This window comes from Bifidobacterium sp. MSK.17.10, assembly GCF_019129655.1.
Lineage (GTDB): Bacteria > Actinomycetota > Actinomycetes > Actinomycetales > Bifidobacteriaceae > Bifidobacterium > Bifidobacterium adolescentis.
This window is the reverse complement of sequence record NZ_JAHOJD010000005.1, coordinates 148,359-168,213: the sequence shown is the minus strand read 5'-3', so window position 1 is coordinate 168,213 and position 19,855 is coordinate 148,359. Positions and strand designations below refer to the sequence as shown.

Genomic DNA, 19,855 nt, shown 5'->3' with positions numbered 1-19,855 from the left:
AAAAATACATGTTATCAGACATGCGAATTGACATCAACTTGAAGGCAATACAAAAAGGGAGGGTCGGACTGGCGGTGGAACCAGCCCGACCCTCCCCTAGCTCACGGTCGTGTCAGCGTCCATGTCGCGGCGTCACGGCATGACGCTTACGGACGGAATACGCGACCGTCAATCCCATTCCCAAGAGTGTGAACAGGATGACCGCCATGATGGGCGTGTTCACACCGGTTTGGGCGAGTTGGCGTACCGCTTTCACGATGGCCGGTGTCACCGGTGGAATGTAGGAGTTGGTGAACTCGGGTCGGGTTCCGGTGGTTGTGACCATGCTGGGGGTTGCGGTCGGATTGTTCTCATCCTCACCAGCATCCCCGTCGGTCTTGTCGGCCTTATCGGTCGGCGTGACGAGCATGGTGCTGGAATCCTTCGCTGAATCGTCCGTCGGGTCGTATTCGACTCTGGCGGTCAGGTTGCCTTGCAGATTGTCGCTTACGGTGACGGTTACATGGTGTTCCGTCTTGTCGTAGGTGACGTTCTTCTCGCCGGTGTTCTTCTCGCGAATCACATACCGGTATTCGCCGCAATCATCCACTCCATCATTGTCTCGACTGTAGGTGAACGGCTTGAACTGGATGTTGCCCTGCTTGTCGTTCTTCTCACTGTCGATGACATTGCCCTTATCGTCCACAAGCTCGAACTCGAATTCGGACGCTTGCAGTTCACGTCCGGTCAGATTCTTCTTGGCCGACAGTTCGACCAACACGTCTTCCGGCTGGTACGTGTTCCGGAAGAGGATGCTCTTTTCGTTGGCTTTGCCGTTGGAGTAGGCGACGCTGGAGACGAGCTTGTGGCTCTTCGAGTCCTCGGTGACGGTGATGGTGACGGTGTGGCTGGTGGTGTCGTAGGTGACGCCACCCAAGGTTCCGTCCTGTTCGTCAACCGTGTACGTGTACACGCCGGTCTTGTCGAACGTGAGCTTGTCGAATTCGAGGGTTCCGTCGCCTTCGCGTGCAGTTACCTTGTCGGATTGCGTGTTGCGTGGAACGCGGGTGAACGGTTTGGCTTGGAGCAGGCTGCCGTTGGAATCCTTCAATTCGGCGGTGAACTCGTTGTCGTTCAGGTCACGTCCGGTCAGATATTTGGCCGCTTCGAGTAGCACGCTGACGGGTGTCGGGGTGTACGTGTTGTCGAATCGGATGCCATTGGTCTGACGGTCGGCGGTCGCTGTGAGAGCGCCGTCATGGTCAGTGACGGTGACGGTAACATCGTATTCCTGAGTGGAGTAGCCGATGGTCTTGTCCGTTCCGGCGAGTTCCTTCACGTGATACGTGTACACGCCGGGCATGGTGTAGACCATTTGGCCGAATGTGAATCCGGTTCCCTTGTTGGACACGGTTTGTGTTCCGTCTTGGCTTCCGGCTGGCATTGGCATGTCGTTCACGCTGATGGTGTTGCCGTCCGCGTCTTGTGCGGATACCGCGTTCAGTTGGAACTTGAATTCACCGTCCTGCGGAGTGCGGCTGGTTGCCGTATCCGTGTTGACGATGTTTTTCACGCCGCTGATGGAGTATCCGACGTTCTTCGGACTGTAATGGTTGGTGAACGTGATGTTCTTGCCGTTAGCGCCGGTGGTTGGGGTGACGGTCTTGGACACGACGGTCAGCTTGCCCGTATGGTCAACATCCTTGACCACGTAGGTGATGGTGGCTACCGTCCCATCCTTGGTGACTCCCGGAATGGTCGTATCCTGTTCCGTCATGGTGTACACGTAGGTGCCTACGAGCGGGAACGACAGTTGGTCGAATCGGATGTTGCCCTGCTGGTCGTTCCGTTTCGTCTGGTCTTCGTTCCGCACGTTGGCGGGTGCCGACTGCTGGTGGAGTGTGAAGTTGAAGTCTTCGCCTTTGAGCGTGTACTTGTTGCCCTTGGGGGAGGTCATCTTCTTCATTGCGGTCGGATTGTCCGTGGCGGGTTGGGCATGGTACGTGTTGGTGAATTCCGGAATGTTGGTTCCGTTATCATATTTCACGTCGGCCAACAGTTGGCCTTCGCCATTGTCGGTGACGGTGACTTTCACATGATGTTTCGTAGCATCATAGGTGACGCCGCCCCTGTCGCCGTGGACTTCGCTGAGCGTGTAGTCGTACACTCCCGTCTTCTTGTAGGAGATGGTGTCGAACAGGATGTTGCCCTGCTGGTCGTTGGTTTTCACCGTTCCAGCCTGACCGCCTGTCTTGTCCTCGACGCATTTGAACTCGTATTGTCCGGCTTGCAGTTGGATGCCTGTATGGTCGGGGTCGTTGAGGGTCTTGTGCGCACGGAATTGTACGCTGACCGGCTTCGCCTGATACGTGTTCGTGAACGTGGTCGGATAGGCCGCGTTCGTTCTGGTTTGGGCTTTCAACTGTCCGGTCAAATCGTCGGTGACGGTGATTTGCCACATTCCCATGTGGGAATCGTAGTTGACGCCGCCCACCGACTGGCGGACTTCACGCACCGTGTAGGTGAACGTGCGGGTTTTGGCACCGTTCAACTGTTGGGCGGTGAACGTCAACGGTTGGAAGCTGATGTTTCCGTTCTGGTCGGCGTTCACGGTTTGCAACGGCTTGCCTACCGCCTGCTCGTTGTCGAACAGTTGGAATTGGAAGTCGGTGAGTTTCGCATGGCTGGCGTTCTTGTTGTCGAACGTCTTGTGTGCGGTGAGGCTCACGGTCACGTCCTTCGGCTGATACGTGTTGTGGAAGACCGGGGTCTTGTTCGTATTGTCGTAAGAGGTGGAGGTTTTCAACTGTCCGTAACCGTTGTCGGTGACGTTGACGTGCATGGCGTGGACGGTCTGGTCGTAGGTGATGCCTTTGAACTGTCCCGTCTTTTCCACGATACGGTAATCGTGTTCACCTACCGTATTGTAGGCGAGCTTGTCGAAGGTTACGGTTCCGTCCGCATTGTTGGTCTTGGATTGGATGGTCTTGCCATTCTTGTCCTGCAATTCGAATGTGAACTCGTTGGCGTTCAACAGGCGGAGCGTGTGCTTCGGATTGTCGATTACCTTGCTGGCTTTCGGCGTGACGGACACAGGCTGGCTGGAATACGAGTTGACGAACTGGCCGTTGTCAATGGTCTTGCCATTCTTCATGGAGATGGCCGGATTGATGAGCGAGGCTTTCAACTGTCCACTGTTATCGTCGGTGACGGTCACAGTCCATACGGCGTAATGGTCGTCATATTTGACGCCCGCCGCACCCGTGTTGCGTTCACGAACCGAATAAGAGAAGGTGTCCTTGTCTTTGCCGTTCAGCTTCGCCTTGGTGAACAGGAGCGGAGAGAACTCCACTTTGCCGTCCGCGCTGGCGTTCACGGTTTGGATAGGAGTTCCGGTCGCCTTGTCGTTCGCATACAGGTCGAATTGGAAGTCGGTAATCTTGGTGGCCGACTGGTCTGCGTTCGTGAACAGTTTGCTTGCCACGATACGGGCTTGCGTATCCTTCGGAGCATACGTGTTCGTGAACTGGACGGTGTCGGATTGAATTCCATTATTGGACACGTTGGCCGTGACATGACGGTCGAACGTGTTCAAATCGTCGGTGACGGTGACGGTCAGTATCCAAACACGGTCATCATACGTGACTCCAGCATTGTCTCCCTTGCGTTCCTTCACCTCATACTGGTAAGTGCCTTCCTGAGTGAACGCGCCGGTGTTAATTCTGACTGTCTGGGTCTTGTTGTCGGTGAACGCGATGGAGGATGGCACCGCGCTCTTCGGAGCATTGTTCAACGGGGTGATGTCCGCGACATACTTGTCTTTTTCAGTCCAAGCGCCGTTCGGACGACCGTTCAACACTTTGACCGCTTTGACGGCGACCGGAACCGTGGGCATGACCATGCCGTAAATGCCGTGGTCTTCGTTCAGGTCTTCGTAGATGGCGGCAGTCATCTTGTTCAATGCGGGGAAATCCTTTAATGGGATTACTCCGGCAATCATGTTGCCGTCCGCATCATCCTCCTCATCACTATCGGAATCGGTCGCCTCGCTGGCGTCCTTCGCGTTTTTGACGGTCGTATGATGCCCGTGCCATGTAATGCCGGTTTTCGGCGTGAACCTGAGCTTGTAGCCGCTACCGGCTGGAATGGAACCTATCTCGTAGCGTCCGTTCTTGTCGGTCAGAGTGGCGCAGGGTTTGCCGTCCACACTGGTGACGGTCTTACCCTTCTTGTCCAAGAGGGTCACGGTCACGTCGGAGAGAAGACGGTCCGAATCCTGTCGGATGCCATCATGATTGACGTCGAACCATGCGACACCGTTGACCTTGCGCTCGACTATCTGGGTCAGGGCGTCAACCTTGTTGTCACCGTCAGCCCACCGGTTCATGTACACGTCGCCCGCACTATTATTGGTGGGTTTGATGCCCAGTGTGAAGTCGTAGCGGGCGTTGGCGGGAAGGCTGGGCGACGTGAACGCCCATGCCACCGGCTGGTCACAGCCGTCGGGGATGACGACCTTGCCGGTCGTCGCATCCACTTTCGCTTCCGTCCACTGTTCGACCTGTTCGCGGGTTATCTTCGTCGCATCCACGTTCCGCCACTTCGGGTCGGTGGTGAAGTAGACTTTGACGCCGCTCATGCTCGCGCCCGCACCGGCCTTGACCGACAGTCCTGTCAATGTGTATTCGCCGTGATAGTCGGACTGTCCCAACCCCTTGTAGGGCATGATGTCAACCGCATACGGGGCGGGTTTCGCGTCACGGCTGAAGTTGCCCAGCATATTCACGAATCCAAGATTCGACTGGGTCTCGTTCAACAGGGTCTTCGCACGGGTCGCAAGACTGGACGCGTGCGTACGCGACACGCGGATGGTGTAGGCGGCGGTCTGACCGTAGGCGGCGGACGGGGTGCCCATCCACCGTTTCGACCTGATTTCCGTGTTCACCGTATACTGCTGGTTGTTCTTCGCGTCCGTCTCCGGGTCGGACGGCTCTCCGATGGTGGTGGAGAATCTGACGAGCGTGTCCGTCCCGTCCGCCTTCACTCCGTTGACCGTGTACTCCAATGTGGTTGTTCCGTCCTTGTTTGGGGTGACGGTCGGCGTGACGGGCGTGCCGCCGGTGACAACGCCCTGCGTTTGTCCTGAATCAGTGTCCTTGTATTCTCCGCCCACGGTCGATGAGCCGTCCGTGTAGGTCAGACCCTTGGGCAGTGTGACCTTGATGTGGTAGTCGGTCAGATAGTCGCCGCCGGTGCTGCTGTCGCCGGTCTTGGCGGTCGCGTTTATCACCCAGTCGGCGTGACGCTGTTCCTTGTCCAAATCGTAGATGGTCTTCGACACGGTGTTGGCCGTGTCTTTCTGGCTGGTGTGGATGCCGATTGCCGGACGTTCGCCCACGACGTACAGGGTGTCGCCCTTGTTGTTTCCGCCGGTGTCGCCGCCCTGATATACGCCGTCGTCGCTGAACGTGGCCTTCAGATAGGTTTTGCCGTCGTAGTGGAGGCTGGGCTTGCCTAGTTGTTTGACGAGGCTCGTGTAGTCGTCGCCGGTGATGGAGCGCGCGTATGCCGTCCACGTGGTCAAATCGTCCTCAATGTCGAGGTTGGCTTTCTTGGCGAGGTCGTTGCGTGTCCAGTAGTCAACCTGTCCGGTGGTCTGCGCCGTCCTGCCTGCGGTCTTGTCGTTGACCTGCATGGGGAGCGTGGCGCCGACGCTGATACGTGAATCGTATGACGTGTTGGCGGTATCCCATACGCGTGTGTCGATTATCTGCGCGGCGAGTACTTTGCCATGCTTGGCAGCCTGAGCGTATGTCGGATACCAGTCGAAATCATCATAGTCGGCCTTGGCTTGCGCGGTGTCGGTGGAGAAGTTGACGCCGTTGGGCAATACGCCCCATATGACGGGTTCCATGCCGTCATTGGTGCGGGTGTCCGACCACCAGAAGCGCGCGCCCCACGTGTTGTAGCTGTCGTGGACGGTGTATGGTTGGTCGGGATTGTCGCTTGCGGACAACGGGGTGAGGATGTCGGGGTCCCATTTGACCAAGTGGACGCCGAGCACCCTGCCGTTGCCGGTCGAATTCAGTTTGTTTTCGGCTGCGGTGACGATGCCGAACTTGGTGTTTTCCAACACTCGGTCGGAACCTTTGTATCTTTCCGCGTCCTGCCAGCGTCCGGTGGTCGCGTTGTCGCAACGTCCGACGGTGCGGGTGGATGCGTTCGTGTAGTACATGCTCTGGATGAATGCTCCGGGCAGTCTTACTGTCCAGTTGCCTGATGCCAAGTCGTCGTCGGCGACCGATTGGTTCGTGTTCGTATCGGACGTGTCGAGCGTCATGCCGGATACGCTGGTGGCCGACAGTGCGGTATCGGTGATGGTCACGTTGCCGGTCTGGTCTTTGCCATAATACTGGGCGGCGGTCTTGCCGTCCGTGGTGGCGGTGGGGAGGATGAACGTGAACTCGTCCACGTGCAGTGCGGCTACCTGCTGTTGGGTGAGGGAGCCGTCCATGTATGCGGTGGAGCATTTGCCGAATGAGGTGTACTGTCCGGCGTTGGCGCACGGGTAGTTCAACGTGTCGTAGCCGGTGAAGCTTACGTTGACGGTGGTGCCTTTGTCGGTAATGGTGCCGTCGTCGTAGACGGTGGTTCCGTCGTTGACGGACTCCTTATCCACGGTGATGGAGCTGGGGAAACTACCATTGTGGTCGAACGAGTCGCACTTCCTGTTGTGAGTGCTCTTTCCGTTCCACTTATAAGTGGTGGTTTGGTGGATTCTGTCCCAAAGTATCGGCTGCCATTGCTTTTTCACCCGCATGCTTCGCATGCTTGTCGTCGTCGTCCTGAAACACGCTGGACACGTTCAGCTTGTAGCCGATGCTTCCGGTGGGCACTTCGATGCCCTTCAACCCCTTCGACCTGTCCTTCCAACGCATCGCGGTACGGACGAGCACATGCAGTTGGCGTCCCTGAATCTTGCCTTTGCCTTTGTTTGGCGCGGTAGCGTCACCCGTATTGAAATCGTAGGTGCCGCCGCCCGTAATTTGGTATTGCAGGCTTATGTTCAGGTTGAGTTTCGCGCTTACGGTCACGTCCTTTGGCGTGTCCGACATTGCCTTGTGTGTTCCGGTGTCGGTGGGATTGTTCTTGTTCCATGCTGTCCACGCCTGTACGGTCGGGCGGAATTTGTATCCGTGTGGCGCGGCTTTGACTTTGACCGCGAGCTGGATGGCGCTGGTGCCGGGGTTGACGGTCGGACTGTTGGAAGTCGGCTCCAACAGGCGATAGCAGGTGTACACTTGCGTCTTCACACCGTTGATGGTTTCGGTCGTGAGTTTCGGCTGATAGCCGGGAGTCTGGTCTACCCAACCCATTTGGTCGGTGTCGAACGTGACCTTATCCGCCGGATAAGGCAGTTCGAAATGGAAGCCGACACGGGTACGCTTGTAATAGTCCATGGTCGAATCCGGGGTGACGGTGTAATCGTAGTCGTAGATTACATCATCGAACGAGCGGACTATATCATTGCTCGCGTCCTTATCGTCGCCACGCTCATTGTCATTGTCGAATGGTGCGGTTCCAGTGACTCGGTCGGTTAGTTTGAGTTTCGACACGTATGCGGTGTCCGTGTCGAGCATGTCATGAATGGTAACGTCTTTAGCATCTTCCGGAGCGGATTGCGCTCGGATACTAGTGTCGGCGTGAACGTCCGACTGTGTTTGACTGTCAGCATTACTACTGCCGGTAATGTCTGACTGGGTGTTGCCACTATTAGTGTCGGCGTTCCCACTATTACTGGTGTCGGCTTGGACTTGCGTGGACGAATCCACCGTCAAATCGTCAGCCAAAGCGGTAGACGCGGACAATGCGCCACCACCGAACATTGTCGCCGTAGCCAAGATAAGCGCGGCAACCTTTCTCAGGCCGGGTTTCATAACCTTGAGCTTCCCTTCTGGAGAGTGTGTCATGAAAACGGGAGAAGGGCTGAAAAGAAGCCCCCCCCGCGCGTTTTTTGATTGTTCAGTTATAAGTATGGAAAGCTGGTCTCAAGTACGGTTTGCAGGAGAGTTCCCAAGGCCAGCCTTCCGATTTTTGCCCGCTCCGACCATGCTTCTTCCAATCTTTGGCAACTGGTTGAAGCATGGTTTCATGTCGGGGAGGGCAAGGCTTTATCTGTTATTCGGCTTTATGGGCCGGTTTCTTCTTGTCCGGGTCGGATTCGGTTTCGGTCTCGGCATTGGATTGACCGTCGGAGGATTCTTCGGTCTGGCTTGCGGTCTTACGTTTGCCAAGCTTCTTGACGGCCATGGCCAACAGTCCGCCGACTGCGGCGAGCACGATGATGACCAGTCCGATGATTCCGGTGTTCACGCCGGTCTGCGCGAGGTCGCTTACGCCAGCGGTTCCAGCGCCTCCGAACAGTTTCTTGGTGACGTGAACCTTGTAATCCTTGGACACGAGTCCATCTCCGGATGTGACGGTGAGTGTCGCATCGGCACCATTCTTGTTGATGGTGATGCTCATTCCCGAATCCTTGTCGTATTGACCTACGACCGTCCACTTGTCGGGATTGTCCACAGCCACTTCGTAGGAGGTTTTGTTCGGGTCGAATCCGTTAATGAGCTTGCCGTCCACGGAGATGCCGGTGAGTTCCGCCTTGTGGGTGGCGGCGGTGATGTAGGTGACGGTGTAGTCATGTTGGGTGAACGTATTGCCGTCCGGAGAGAGCACGCTGACCGTATACGTGTAGGTCATGCCCTTGTGGGAACTGGACACTACGGCGCTTTGGCCAACCTTCGTCTCATAGGAGAAGGTGCCGCCTTCCGGAATGTCGAATTTGTCGGATGTGACGGGCACATACTTGCCGTCCTTGCCAACGTAACCGACGGATGCGAGGCTCGTGTCAGTCTGAGAGTCTGGTGTCTTGACCGGAGACTGTTCCACCGGCTCCTTCGGCTGGAATTCGGTGACGGCGGTTTTGACAGGACGGGTTACGGTCACACTGTAGGTGCGGCTTGCTCCCGTGGCGGTGTCGGTGACTGTCCATTCCTGTCGGTTGGATTGTGCGCTTTGGGTCACGTTTCCGGCTTTGACGGTTACTCCTGCCGGGGCTTCCGGTAGCAGGTAGGCGCTGGTGTTCGCGTCTTTCAATGCGACCACATAGTCGAGCCTGTTCGGATTCCAATTGTCGATGAGCGTGCCTTTTTCGGCTTTGCCGGTGAGATTCACGTAGATGCCGTTGAGTTTGGCGGGACTGTCCGGTTGGATGTCGGAGGTTTGGAAGTTGACTCGTACCGTGTAGTCCACGCCGTTCACGTTGACTGTGATGATTCGGCTGGTGCCGTCAACACTCAGTTTCGGACGGGATACTTCCGCGTCGAGACCATGCTCGGCGGAGAGGGAGAAGGAGTCCTTCGCGTCGGAGGCGGGAAGGTCAACGACTTTCTGATGGTTCTCATCAAAGTCCGTCTTATTGATTTCGTAACTCTTGGACTTGCCGTCGGAGGAAGTCTGGGTGAGCGTCATCTTCGTGAAGTTCTTATCCTCGGGACGAACGTCTCGGGTTCCCACCGTGTAGGCTTGTTCAATCTTGTTGCCGTGTCCGTCATCGACGGTCACGGTTCCCTCTGCTGTTCCGGAGAGCACGACGATATTATGCTCGTTGTCGGCACCCACCATGGTCTTGGGAGTGGATTCCCATTTGACGGTGGCTTTGTCCTTGTTGGACAGTGTGACCTCATGGTAGGAAGGACTGTTGTCCTTGTCGGACAGGCCCGTTGCGGAATATCCGGCGTGATAGGAACCATCTTCGTACTTGCTGAAAGGAGTCCCCTTATCGGTGCCATTGTTCAACGTGATTTCCTCGCCAATCGAATATTCGAATGGTACGGTGATGTCGAACTGCGGCAAGCCTTTATCCGGGTTCGCGTCGGCATGGTAGACGGCTGTGCCGGATACGATTGCTGTGCCGAGCTTATCGCCCGAAGTGATGTGTTGTTCCCTGAAGGTCGGTTCAATCGTAAACTTGGTGTTGTCGTCTTCGTTCAGTGAGCCGATGGTCACGGTGGTCGGACGGACGTTCACGGTCGGAGTGGTGAGGGACTGGTTACCACCCGCGTTCGGAAGATTTATGAGCGGAATCTGCTTATCTCCAACCTGCGCGTACCAAGTGTTGGTACGTGAATAATCTCCCAAGTTGACGGTCATATGCCAGATTTTGGTTTGTTCGGTCTGAACGTCCGTGTACTCGTAGTTGCCTGTGGCGACGCCGGTTGCGGATGTCACGTGAGTGGCGTTGTCCACGCTGACGTTCCATGCGATGTTCAGGCTTTTGCCGTTGGACAGTTTGACTGTCTTGACCTCATTGCCGTCCTTGTCAACGACCTTGCGGTCTTTGCTCACATGATAGGACTTGTTGGCGGGCACATTGGCTACGGCTTCCACGGTTCCGTCCGGGTTTTCTCCGGATACGGTGAACTGGGTGCCGTCGGCCAGAGTGATGTTCTCACCCGTGGAATATTTGAACGGGATGGAAACGTCGAACGCCGGATTGCCGTTCTTAGCGCCGACATGGTAGACGGCTGTGCCGGTCACGTCCACTTTGGCGAACGTGCCGTTGGCTGTGAGGCGTACGTCCTTCAGGTCGCCGTGGTTCAACGTGAACGTGTCGTCGGAGTCGTTCGTACGCACGGTGATACGTCCCGGAACCTTGTCGGACGGTTCGCTGGCCGTGTAGGATTGGTCGCCGGTTTCCGGATTGTTCGTGAACTGGAACGTCTTCCCTTCTACCTCACCGCTCCAAGTGTCGGTACGGGAGTAGGATTGGTTGACTTGAATCGTCCACTCGTATTCGGCTTTGGTTTCCGGGTCGATGGTCTTGTACTTCTGGTTGACGGTTCCCACGACGGTGGTCACATGGGTTTTGGAGTCAGTGGTCTTAGACCATGTGATTGGCAGTTCTGTGCCGTCGGACAGTTTCAGGCTGGTGATTTCCCTGCCGTCCTTGCCGACGACCTTGCCCGCCTTGTTGACGGTGTAGTCCTTGTTCGCGTAGTCCAACACGGCGGTCCTGCCGTTCTGTCGGATGGTGAACGGGGTGCCGTCCTTCAAGGTGACTTCCTTGCCGTAATCCTTCGTATAGTTCACGGTCGCGGCGAATTCGGGGAGGATTCCTCCTGCTTCCTTGGAGTATCCGGCTGTGCCGGTCTCGTGAATCATGCCGAGTTTGCCCGCGCCGGTGGTGGCTCCCGGCGTGATGGTCGGATTGGTGAGGGTCACGTTGCTGCCGTTGCTGCCGGTAACTTCCAGTCGTTGAGGAATGGTGTTGCCGGTCATGGACGCGAGCTGTTTTCCATCCTCGTCGGATGTGGTGAATGGGATGTCGTTGCCCTCATAGTTAGTTGACCAGCTGGCGGTGTTGGATGCGGTCACGCTCGTGTGCGTGTTCCAACCGTAGGCGTCGATTCGGGTTCCGCTGTCCCAGTTGAAGTCCATGATTTCGACTCTGGCGGTCGCGGTTCCGGTTTTGGTGACGGTGTAGCCGTTCCTGTAATCGTATGTGGGTTTCGACCAGTCGATTGCGGCTGTGGTGCCGTCCGACAGGCGGACGGTGTTTTCGGACGGATTGCCGTCCTTGTCCAAGGTCACGCCGTTCAGTGTGGCGTTCGCGGTGTTGGTGTCGCCTTGCACGACGAACTTCGTCCCGTTCTTTAGGGTGACTTCCTTGCCGTAGGTTTCGTCCACGTTCACGGTCAGTGTGACCTTGCGGCTTACGGTGTCAGACTCATCGAATGTGCCATTGTAGGTGACGGTGCCGGTCAGATGGCTGACGCCGACTTTACTGTGGTCGATGTTGAGGGTCGGGGTTTCAGCAGACAATGCGATAGGCTTGTCCTCGCCGTCAAGCGTGGCGGTGGCGGCTTCCAACGGGTCGCCGTCGTACTTGTCGATGGTGGCCGTATAGTTGCCGTCGCCGTCCTTCTCGTAGGTGACGGTCTGCTTTCCGTAGGTGGTTTGGAGTTTACGGCTTGTCGTGGTGGTCTCGCCGCCGGAAGTGGATAGCGGGGTCGTCGTATTGGCGTCGTCAACGGCCAACGCCGTCACAGCTCCCGTTCCCATGGAGCCGACGGCCATCACGGCAGCAAGACCCACGCCACCGATTTTCTTGGCGGCATTGTTCCAATTGTCACTCATTCAATGTCCTATCCGAAATGTGAAACGTTTCCTTTGCGGATTTCGTCTACCACCTTAGCGGACATGTATGCCGTCAACCTCGTATAGGTGGGAAAATACCTTGAAAAAAATTTCAGGGTGGACGGTATCCAGACTTTTGCCGGATTGTCCACCTCGAAAAAATCGTTTTGGGAAATGTCATGCCCTCTGGGGAAGGTTCGCTTTAAGCAGGGGTTCGGTGTCGGTGTGGTGTCCGCGCTTGTTGTACCAAGACACGACGCTCATGCCGCTGGCCTTGTCGCGTAGGGTGATGCCGTACTGTCCCTCATGCTTGCCGGTGCCGACATGCACGGCTTGGACGGGTACCGGATTGTTCTGGTGCGAATAGTTGAACATGCTACGGAATCCGTCGGCGTCGTTCGCCTCGTATCCGACACGGGAACCGTATCCGTCGTAAAGGGTGTTGGTATGCTCTCCGCGAACCGCGAAGGACACTTCCTTGTCCTGATGGCGCATTTCGATGCTGTCCTGTGGAATGTTCATGTTGCCGGTCTTACGGCGCATGAGCTTGGCGGCGCTTTCGCTGTCCACCGGATGATAGTAGTTGGATGCGGCTTTGTTTCGACGGTCTGCGACTTTCGACTTGTAGTCCGCGTACTCCTTGTCGCTGCTGAACTCGCCACGGGCCTTCTCGACCTCGGTGCCTTTGTTGTTCATTTCGATGGTTCCCCAAGAGGTCACATGGTCTCCACTGGTCTTATTGCGGTAGAACTCCTTGCGGAAGTGCAGGGCGTTCTGCGGATGGCCGTTCGCCTGTTTGCCGGTACCGGCGCTGATGGCGCATTGCACGTCGTCCAGTCCTTCGGCTTGCATGGCGCGGGTCATTCGGGTCAAATCGTCGCCCGGAACGATAGCCATTGGGGAGCCACCCTCATTATGCGGGCGGGGGGCACGTTTCAGAAGACCGGTCTTCGAGTCTCGCTTCAAGGCTGGTGCGACGTGCGTCTTGCCTTCCTTGTCCATGTAGACGAACACTTCTGCGGAACGCGCGTCGGCATTGTTCAGACCAAGCTTATTCTCGTAGTAGTGGCGGGCTTTGACCTCCGCCTCCGCGAAGTCCTTCGGGTCGATGTGGTACACCTTCGCGTTCTCGCCTTCGAACGCGGCACGGTTGACCTGCTCGTTCGTTCGGGCGTTCAGGGTGTCGTACACCTTACCGTCCTTACGCCCCTCCAATTGTGCGGCACGACCGCCGAAACTGGTCTCGTCCAACGGCAGGTTCTCGCTGACCGGCTGGAACTTGTTTCCACGACACATGCTCAACGTGTGTTCCGGGGCCTCACGGTCATGGTTGATGACTCCGAAGCAGGTGTTGCCGGTGGACGCGATGGCGAGCTGTTCGCCGTCCTCGGTGCCGGTGATATGCACGCGTTCGTGAACATCATGGTTCTTGAGCGTGCTGAAATTACGTCCGCTAGCGCCGACGTGCATCATCTCATAGCCGCTGGGCATTTGGGAGAGATTGTTCTTGTAGTACTTGCGCACGTTGCCGCGACGGTCAACGTACTCATGCCAGCCGACGGTCAAACCCCATTCAGTCCACTGTCCGATGGGGTTTCGCGGCTGTGCCGGATTGTAGGCCATGTCTTGTCCTTCCTCGACCTGATTCCTCCCCGAACGGGAGGTTTTTCCAACATCAGATTCCAGTCTACAATCCTCAAGGTCGATAAAAGACGAAAGAAGGTAATCTACCGGTTTTTCTTACGCTTCGACTTCTTGGGAAAATGGTCGGAAACGTGGACGAACACGGTTTCAGCGAACACGCCCACATCCTTGGCGAGAATCCTCAAACCCTTCCACAGCAATCGTCCCCACGTCTCCCCCAATATCCAGAAGCCTACTATCAGGCCGAAAAGGGACAGGATGGATTCACGAATGTCCAGTCTGCCGTCGGCGGGAACGTCGAACGACATGTAGATGACGGTCGCAAACAGGATACCCGCCCCGAGCAGGGTTTTGCCCAATACGCTTTTCCAACTCATTTCAACCTCCGGTCGTGTTCCTCCCAGCTCGCGTCCGCTGAATCCGCTATCGCTTCCAGCATTTGGAACCCGTCCGGCACGGGGAACACGAGCAGTCTGACCAAATGCCGTCCGCCATGGTTCAGATTCTTAGACCGGACGAACGCCACGCCCTTGCAATAGTTCGACGTGGTGCCATGCCATGCGCCGACGTTCGTTCCCGCTTTCAGAATCGCGTTCACGCTTTCTGCGGTATTGTCCGGGTCGGCCTGCGCCACGCCATACGGGTAGGCGATGCTGGCGATGACGATGTACTTGCCGTATCCGCAGTAGGGTTGGCGTTTCCAACACTCCTCCGCGTAGGCGATGAGCTGGGAGCCGACCTTCTCACGCACGCCCAACGTGTTGCCCCTACCCCACGTGGTCGCCTTGCGTTGACCATGCTGGCGGGCTTTCAAATCCGAATCCGTGTAATTGCTGGTAATCCAGATTTTGTCCGGCACGCTGAACTTCACCTCATAGCCGTCGCACCATGCGGGACGCTCCCCCACGGGAATGTTCCTCCACATGCCGACCACGCTCGACGCCAATCCGCCCGTAATCTGATACTGCGGGTTCTCGTCGGAAATCGGAATGATGAGAATGTCCAGCAGATAACAGCCGGAAGGCGCTTCGATGGGCGATTGCAGGTAGATGGTCGAATGCCGGTGCAGACTGTCATCGTCATCCCACAGGCGCACGTCGGAACCGGCGTCGATTATCGGCTTCACGGTTTCGGCGGCTCGTGCTGGGAACACGTTCCCGCCGTGGGGTGCCGACACAGTGACCACGGCCAGAAACCGTTCCACCTTCCACGCCTGTTTCATCGTTTTCAGATTCCGCCACTTGTCTTTCGCATACCGACGGATTCTCGCACGCCGTAGGGCACGCGTCTTTTCGGTCTGCACGGTGTCGGTGCCGCTCCACCATTCGATTGGAATGTTGATGGTCAACCGGTATCCGCCACGTTTTCTTGCTACGGTCTGACGAACCATGGGGACTCCCTGAACGGATGGTTTTGACGGTAGTTGTGGACACCCAAGCAATGCTGGCACATAGCCTCCCCGTCGTGCGGGTCTTTCCGTATGCCGCAACGGACGCAACGGCTGGTTCCCGTGTTGGTTGGATGGATGATGAACCTCACTGCGGGTCTCCTGTCTCATACGCGCTGATATCGGCCTTTAGAAGGTCGATTATGTTCCTACGGGTATGAGTGTTCCTAATCCTGCTGGAAAGCCCTTGAAGGGCCTTTAAAACGACGATACGGTCATGTTCGGCAAGCCACTCGTCGTAATCCTCCCCGTCTGCGGGAAGACCGGTCTGAACGTAGGCACCATCGCAATACCGGCCACGGACAGTCTCATCATCAAGAGGACGCACCGGCGAACCAGTCGGAAGCGCGATAGGCAAAAGCATGTTTTCTCTTTTCCTTAAACCAATGTGGACTAATCCAGTCTAACGGAACCAACATTAGAAAAATCTGAAAAGCACGGAAATACGACGAAGAGAAAAACCAGCGGAACGGGAGGGACGGGCTTTTTCTTTTTTAGGGAACCCGGGGTAAAGGATTTTCGCTTGTTAACGGTTCACAAGGTTTCAGATTTTTACCGGTTTTCAAAAGCATTGAGAAAAGCCAGCGAGCGATAACCCAAGTTAAGGATTAACCTGCCTCCTCTCCCAGTATAGAGGGTCACGCTTGTTAACGGTTTCCCAGCAAAGAGAGGAACCTGTTTTCAAGACCAGCCTAGAGGATTACGTCTGTTAGCTTTTACCTAGTAAAAGCATTTTTCCTATATTTTTTGCTTTTTTCAAATTTTTTAAAATTTGAGCCTATATATATTATGTATAGTTATGTATGTTATGTATACTTATGGGGATGCCTGAAAGCCCTTGTGGCAGTAGGGCCGAGAAGGTGTCCCTGCATGCAAATTATGCACTTTTGCATGCAAATCATAAACTTTTGCATGCAAATCAGGCACTTCTGCACGCAAATCATAAACTTTTGCATGCAAATCAGGCACTAAAAATAGATAAAAAATAGATTTTTGCACGCAAATTATGAAGTTCACGGATGGAAGAAGTTCTGTTAACGACCTTGAAAGATACAGTCCGCATCTTACAATAAAGAGAAAAAGGAAACCCCTCCGTGACAGGTAAGGAACAGAGGGGTTTGTTAAAACCAACGTAAAAGGAAGTGGTTCCATGTCCAATGATACACCAGCCGCCAACAAAAAAGACATCAGCTATTCTCCTAGCTTCATGTCGCAGATTGCCATGTTTCCCCTCAAGAACCCCGGTGACGTCCGATTCGTGGAAAGAACTAACGGGTGCATGTCCGTGGCGGTAATGCAATCTATGTGGGGTTGGACATATGGGAAGATACCCCGTCTGTTTTTGATTTACGTTCGTTCATTAGTTCAAACCAAATCGGACAAAGTGGACATGGAGAATCGTATAGTCAAATTAGATAAGTCTTTCCGGTCATTCTGCGAGGAAGCTGGATTATGTACCGGAACCAACATCAAGGATGTCGAACAGTCTCTTCTTTGCCTATCCGGAACGACTTTCACGATTTCCCTAATCGGCAAGAGTCCTAATGGGAGACATTTCATGGAGGGGCGCAACCTACGTCTTGTGAGTCAATTCCATCTGCGTTTCAATAACTCCAAGTTCGACTATCCGGGTTTTAAGGATGATGGAGACCCGTCTTCTTATATCCAGTTCTCTGAGGAGATGTGGAGTATGTTCACGGGTAATCCGGTGCCGTTGAACAAGAGAATCACTTTCGAGCTTGGCAAGTCGGCTAGAGCATTGGATATCTACCAGTGGCTTGCCTATAGAGCGTATGGGTTGAAGAAGCCGTTGTTTGTTCCGTGGCAATCCCTCAAGTCCCAATTTGACATATCTGCTACGCCGATGCGTTCTTTTAAACAGAGGTTCCGTATAGCTTTAAGCAAGGTATGCGAGGCTTGGCCTGAAATCAAAGTCATATGCGGGAAAAACGGGCTAACCTTATACCCCTGCAAAAGTTCTCTGGACTCCGAGGAACCAGTCCAAAAGACTCCCCAACCGGTGAAGCCAAGGCAGGTGGAACTAAACCCGTTTGCCTAATCCAGCCTTCTCAATGAGTAGAAACGTATTCTCCTGTTTTCTATCGTCGGGTTTACACGTGGCAAACCGTCAATTAGTTAAGAAAAGAGCGGTCATATGATTGACAATAGCAACGAAGGCTACCTTCTGAAAGTTGCCGACAATCTGAAACTTATACCCATCGCTGGTGTCTTCCCTATAGAGAACACGGGAGCTGAGTTCTTTGAGAAAAGGAACGGAACAGTCACGGTCAATATTGCCCCGGAAAGAGGAAAGTGGGCTTACGGGAAGATTCCTAGGCTTATTCTTCTCTACTTGCGTTCTTTAATCACGGAAAGGTCTGAGAAAGTCGATTTCGACAAAAAGACTATAGTCTTTAACGAATCATTCCGTTCTTTCTGCAAGCACTCTGGCCTAACATATTACGGCGGTTTGGCTGAAAAAGTAGACGAGATGCTGAATCGTATGCTGAATACGACTATCCAGTTTAGGGGACGGTTCGGTGCGAGGGAAGAACGAATACTGGCCGTGGGAAACTATCGGATTTTCGATTACGGAGAATTCCACTTTCACGACGTGGACACTTCACGGAAAACATATATCAGATTATCTGACTTGCTGTGGCGGATTCTTACGGAGAATTGCGTTCCCTTGAGCAGGGACATAACCAATCAACTGGGACGTTCCCCCAGAGCTTTGGATATCTACCAGTGGCTTGCCTATCGAACATATGCCTTGAAAAAGCCCGTCGTCATATCTTGGGAGAATCTTCGAGGTCAATTCGATTCGATGAATACGCCTATGTATTCTTTTAAACGGAGGTTTTGCCGGTCGTTGGAGAAGGTGTCGGAGGCATGGCCGGAGCTGGCGACTTCCGTTGGGGGAAAAGGATTGACGGTCTGTCCTAGCAGAAGCTCTCTCACTTCGAGTAAAGGAAAGGAAAAGGCTTCCGGACAGGGAGCCGTCTCTTCCGCAAAGGAGTCCGCCATGACGGAAAACCCTTTCTAACAAAAAGCTTGGGGCACCGATTTTTTTTTCGATGCCCCAAGCTTTTAATGTTGGAAAACGAGAGGGGAAAGAGCTATGCGACTACGTCACTGTACATGGCGAAGTTTTGCGCGTCGGCCATGTCCCATGCTGTGAATTCGACTTCCTTCAAGGACTTGTCGTATCCGCAGTTTCGTAGCGCGTATCGTGCCGCCGCGTCGATGCCTTTGCCGTAATGTCCGTCGGCTTCCGCCTTGTCACGGAGTTCGGCAATGCCATGCAAGGCCGCGCTGATAGCCATTCCAGCCATCTTCGTCACGTCATTGTCCGCGCTGATGGAAAACGGTTGCCAATCGCATGCGCCGCTTTTCTCGAACACCCAGAACTGCATAGCCACAGGCTTGCGTCTGGTGCGTTGGAATGCTTCCGCCGGACAGTTCGCAACCGCCTGACGGTAGAACGACGCCTGAATGTGATAACCGTATTCGATGACATGCTTGTGGAAGTCCGTAGCGCTGGCACTGCTCGCGGTCTTCAAGTCCACGAGATAGTCAACGCCGGTCGGAATCAAATCCGGTTTGGCTTTCAGTCCCAAACCGGTATCATCATCCGTCCACACGATGCACTGTTCGCATGTGCCTTTGCCGATAAGGTCGTACATGTCGGGACGGGAGTCGATGATGTTCTGCTTCATGCGTTTGAGCAACTGCATATCCTTGTAAGATACGACGATGTTGCCCATCGCCTCCTGCGCTTCACGCCACGCCTTGTTGGCTTTGCTTTGAAAAGTCTGCCCCTCGTCAAGGCATACGACCTCGCTCGTATTCAACAGGTAAGCGTGGAACGCGGTGCCGAACCTCATCGCGTCCGTCGGCGTATGGTCGCCCAACAGTCGGTCGTAAGCCCATTCCTTCGGATTTTTCAGGAACGCTTTCAACTGGCTCTGGTCGAGCGCGTCCATGGCGAAGTATTCCTCGTCGGTCGCGTCGATGATTTTCGCTTGGCTCATGGAGGATTACTCCTCTTCGTCTCCGGTGATGGAAGTGTCTTCGCCTCGCGCTTCGGCGTCGGCCTTGACCGCGTCTTCGGCGGGCAGATGCACTTCGACCTTGTTGGTTTCGGCGTTCTGGAAGATGACCGGCTCCTCATAGTCGATGGGTTCGCCGGTCTGCGGGTCGAACTCCGGCTGGAGTTTCATGTTGTCAACGTAGTTGTAGTGGTCTCCGTCAGCTTCGGCCTGTGCCCGGTCGATTTCCTCCCACGCGTCCTGCCATGCGGCGTACTCCTCCGCATAACCCGGATATGGTTCGATGTGGCGAATCTCCCAGTCGAGGAATTGTTTATCGGTGATGGGCTGGGATGGTTCGAAACTGTTGGTCAGAGAGTCCGGAATCGGAACCGTGTATGATGCTCGGTTCCTTTCCTCCTCCTCGTCGGTCATCGGTTCGTCGAATACTACTTCGGAGTGGCCGTAATCGGTTGCCATTTTGGTCTTCTTTCTGATTTGCGCGGACATTTCCAAATATTGGACGGTTTCCAACCACATGCCGTGTGGCATTTCAAGT

General features: G+C 55.0%; 11 protein-coding genes. 2 read left to right on the top strand and 9 right to left on the bottom strand.

All coding sequences use genetic code 11. The features are described from left to right. Positions 1 to 112: 112 nt before the first annotated feature. The 7 genes from KSX58_RS06095 to KSX58_RS06070 form a co-directional block, all read right to left on the bottom strand. The gene (locus KSX58_RS06095; protein WP_237976451.1) at positions 113 to 6,799 is read right to left on the bottom strand and encodes an FctA domain-containing protein; all 6,687 of its coding nucleotides are present in this window, start codon (positions 6,797 to 6,799) and stop codon (positions 113 to 115) included. Further along, the gene (locus KSX58_RS10460) at positions 6,735 to 7,880 is read right to left on the bottom strand and encodes a hypothetical protein (protein WP_237976450.1); all 1,146 of its coding nucleotides are present in this window, start codon (positions 7,878 to 7,880) and stop codon (positions 6,735 to 6,737) included. The genes KSX58_RS06095 and KSX58_RS10460 overlap by 65 nt, the downstream gene beginning before the upstream one ends. Positions 7,881 to 8,157: 277 nt before the next feature. Then, complete coding sequence (locus KSX58_RS06090; protein WP_217735984.1) at positions 8,158 to 12,174, bottom strand: hypothetical protein; 4,017 nt, start codon at positions 12,172 to 12,174, stop codon at positions 8,158 to 8,160. Between the two features lie 177 nt (positions 12,175 to 12,351). Next, positions 12,352 to 13,797, bottom strand: coding sequence for a hypothetical protein (locus tag KSX58_RS06085; protein WP_217735983.1), 1,446 nt, complete (start codon positions 13,795 to 13,797; stop codon positions 12,352 to 12,354). 104 nt (positions 13,798 to 13,901) lie between these two features. Continuing rightward, a complete protein-coding gene (locus KSX58_RS06080; RefSeq protein ID WP_217735982.1) occupies positions 13,902 to 14,195 on the bottom strand; it encodes a hypothetical protein in 294 nt (97 codons plus the stop codon). Then, complete coding sequence (locus KSX58_RS06075; RefSeq protein ID WP_237976449.1) at positions 14,192 to 15,208, bottom strand: hypothetical protein; 1,017 nt, start codon at positions 15,206 to 15,208, stop codon at positions 14,192 to 14,194. The genes KSX58_RS06080 and KSX58_RS06075 overlap by 4 nt, the downstream gene beginning before the upstream one ends. A gap of 145 nt (positions 15,209 to 15,353) precedes the next feature. Beyond that, positions 15,354 to 15,629 (bottom strand): hypothetical protein, encoded by a 276-nt coding sequence (locus KSX58_RS06070; protein ID WP_217735981.1) that lies wholly within the window; start codon positions 15,627 to 15,629, stop codon positions 15,354 to 15,356. A gap of 786 nt (positions 15,630 to 16,415) precedes the next feature. Here KSX58_RS06070 and KSX58_RS06065 point away from each other — a divergent pair. Continuing rightward, positions 16,416 to 17,324 (top strand): replication protein RepA, encoded by a 909-nt coding sequence (locus tag KSX58_RS06065; RefSeq protein WP_217735980.1) that lies wholly within the window; start codon positions 16,416 to 16,418, stop codon positions 17,322 to 17,324. Between the two features lie 96 nt (positions 17,325 to 17,420). Continuing rightward, the gene (locus KSX58_RS06060) at positions 17,421 to 18,311 is read left to right on the top strand and encodes a replication protein RepA (protein ID WP_217735979.1); all 891 of its coding nucleotides are present in this window, start codon (positions 17,421 to 17,423) and stop codon (positions 18,309 to 18,311) included. Between the two features lie 73 nt (positions 18,312 to 18,384). Here KSX58_RS06060 and KSX58_RS06055 read toward each other — a convergent pair whose 3' ends face one another. Both KSX58_RS06055 and KSX58_RS06050 read right to left on the bottom strand, forming a co-directional pair. Next, positions 18,385 to 19,299: a PD-(D/E)XK nuclease-like domain-containing protein gene (locus KSX58_RS06055; RefSeq protein WP_217735978.1), complete on the bottom strand. Its 915-nt coding sequence runs from the start codon at positions 19,297 to 19,299 to the stop codon at positions 18,385 to 18,387. A gap of 6 nt (positions 19,300 to 19,305) precedes the next feature. Further along, the gene (locus tag KSX58_RS06050) at positions 19,306 to 19,776 is read right to left on the bottom strand and encodes a hypothetical protein (RefSeq protein ID WP_237976448.1); all 471 of its coding nucleotides are present in this window, start codon (positions 19,774 to 19,776) and stop codon (positions 19,306 to 19,308) included. Between the last annotated feature and the right edge of the window lie 79 nt (positions 19,777 to 19,855).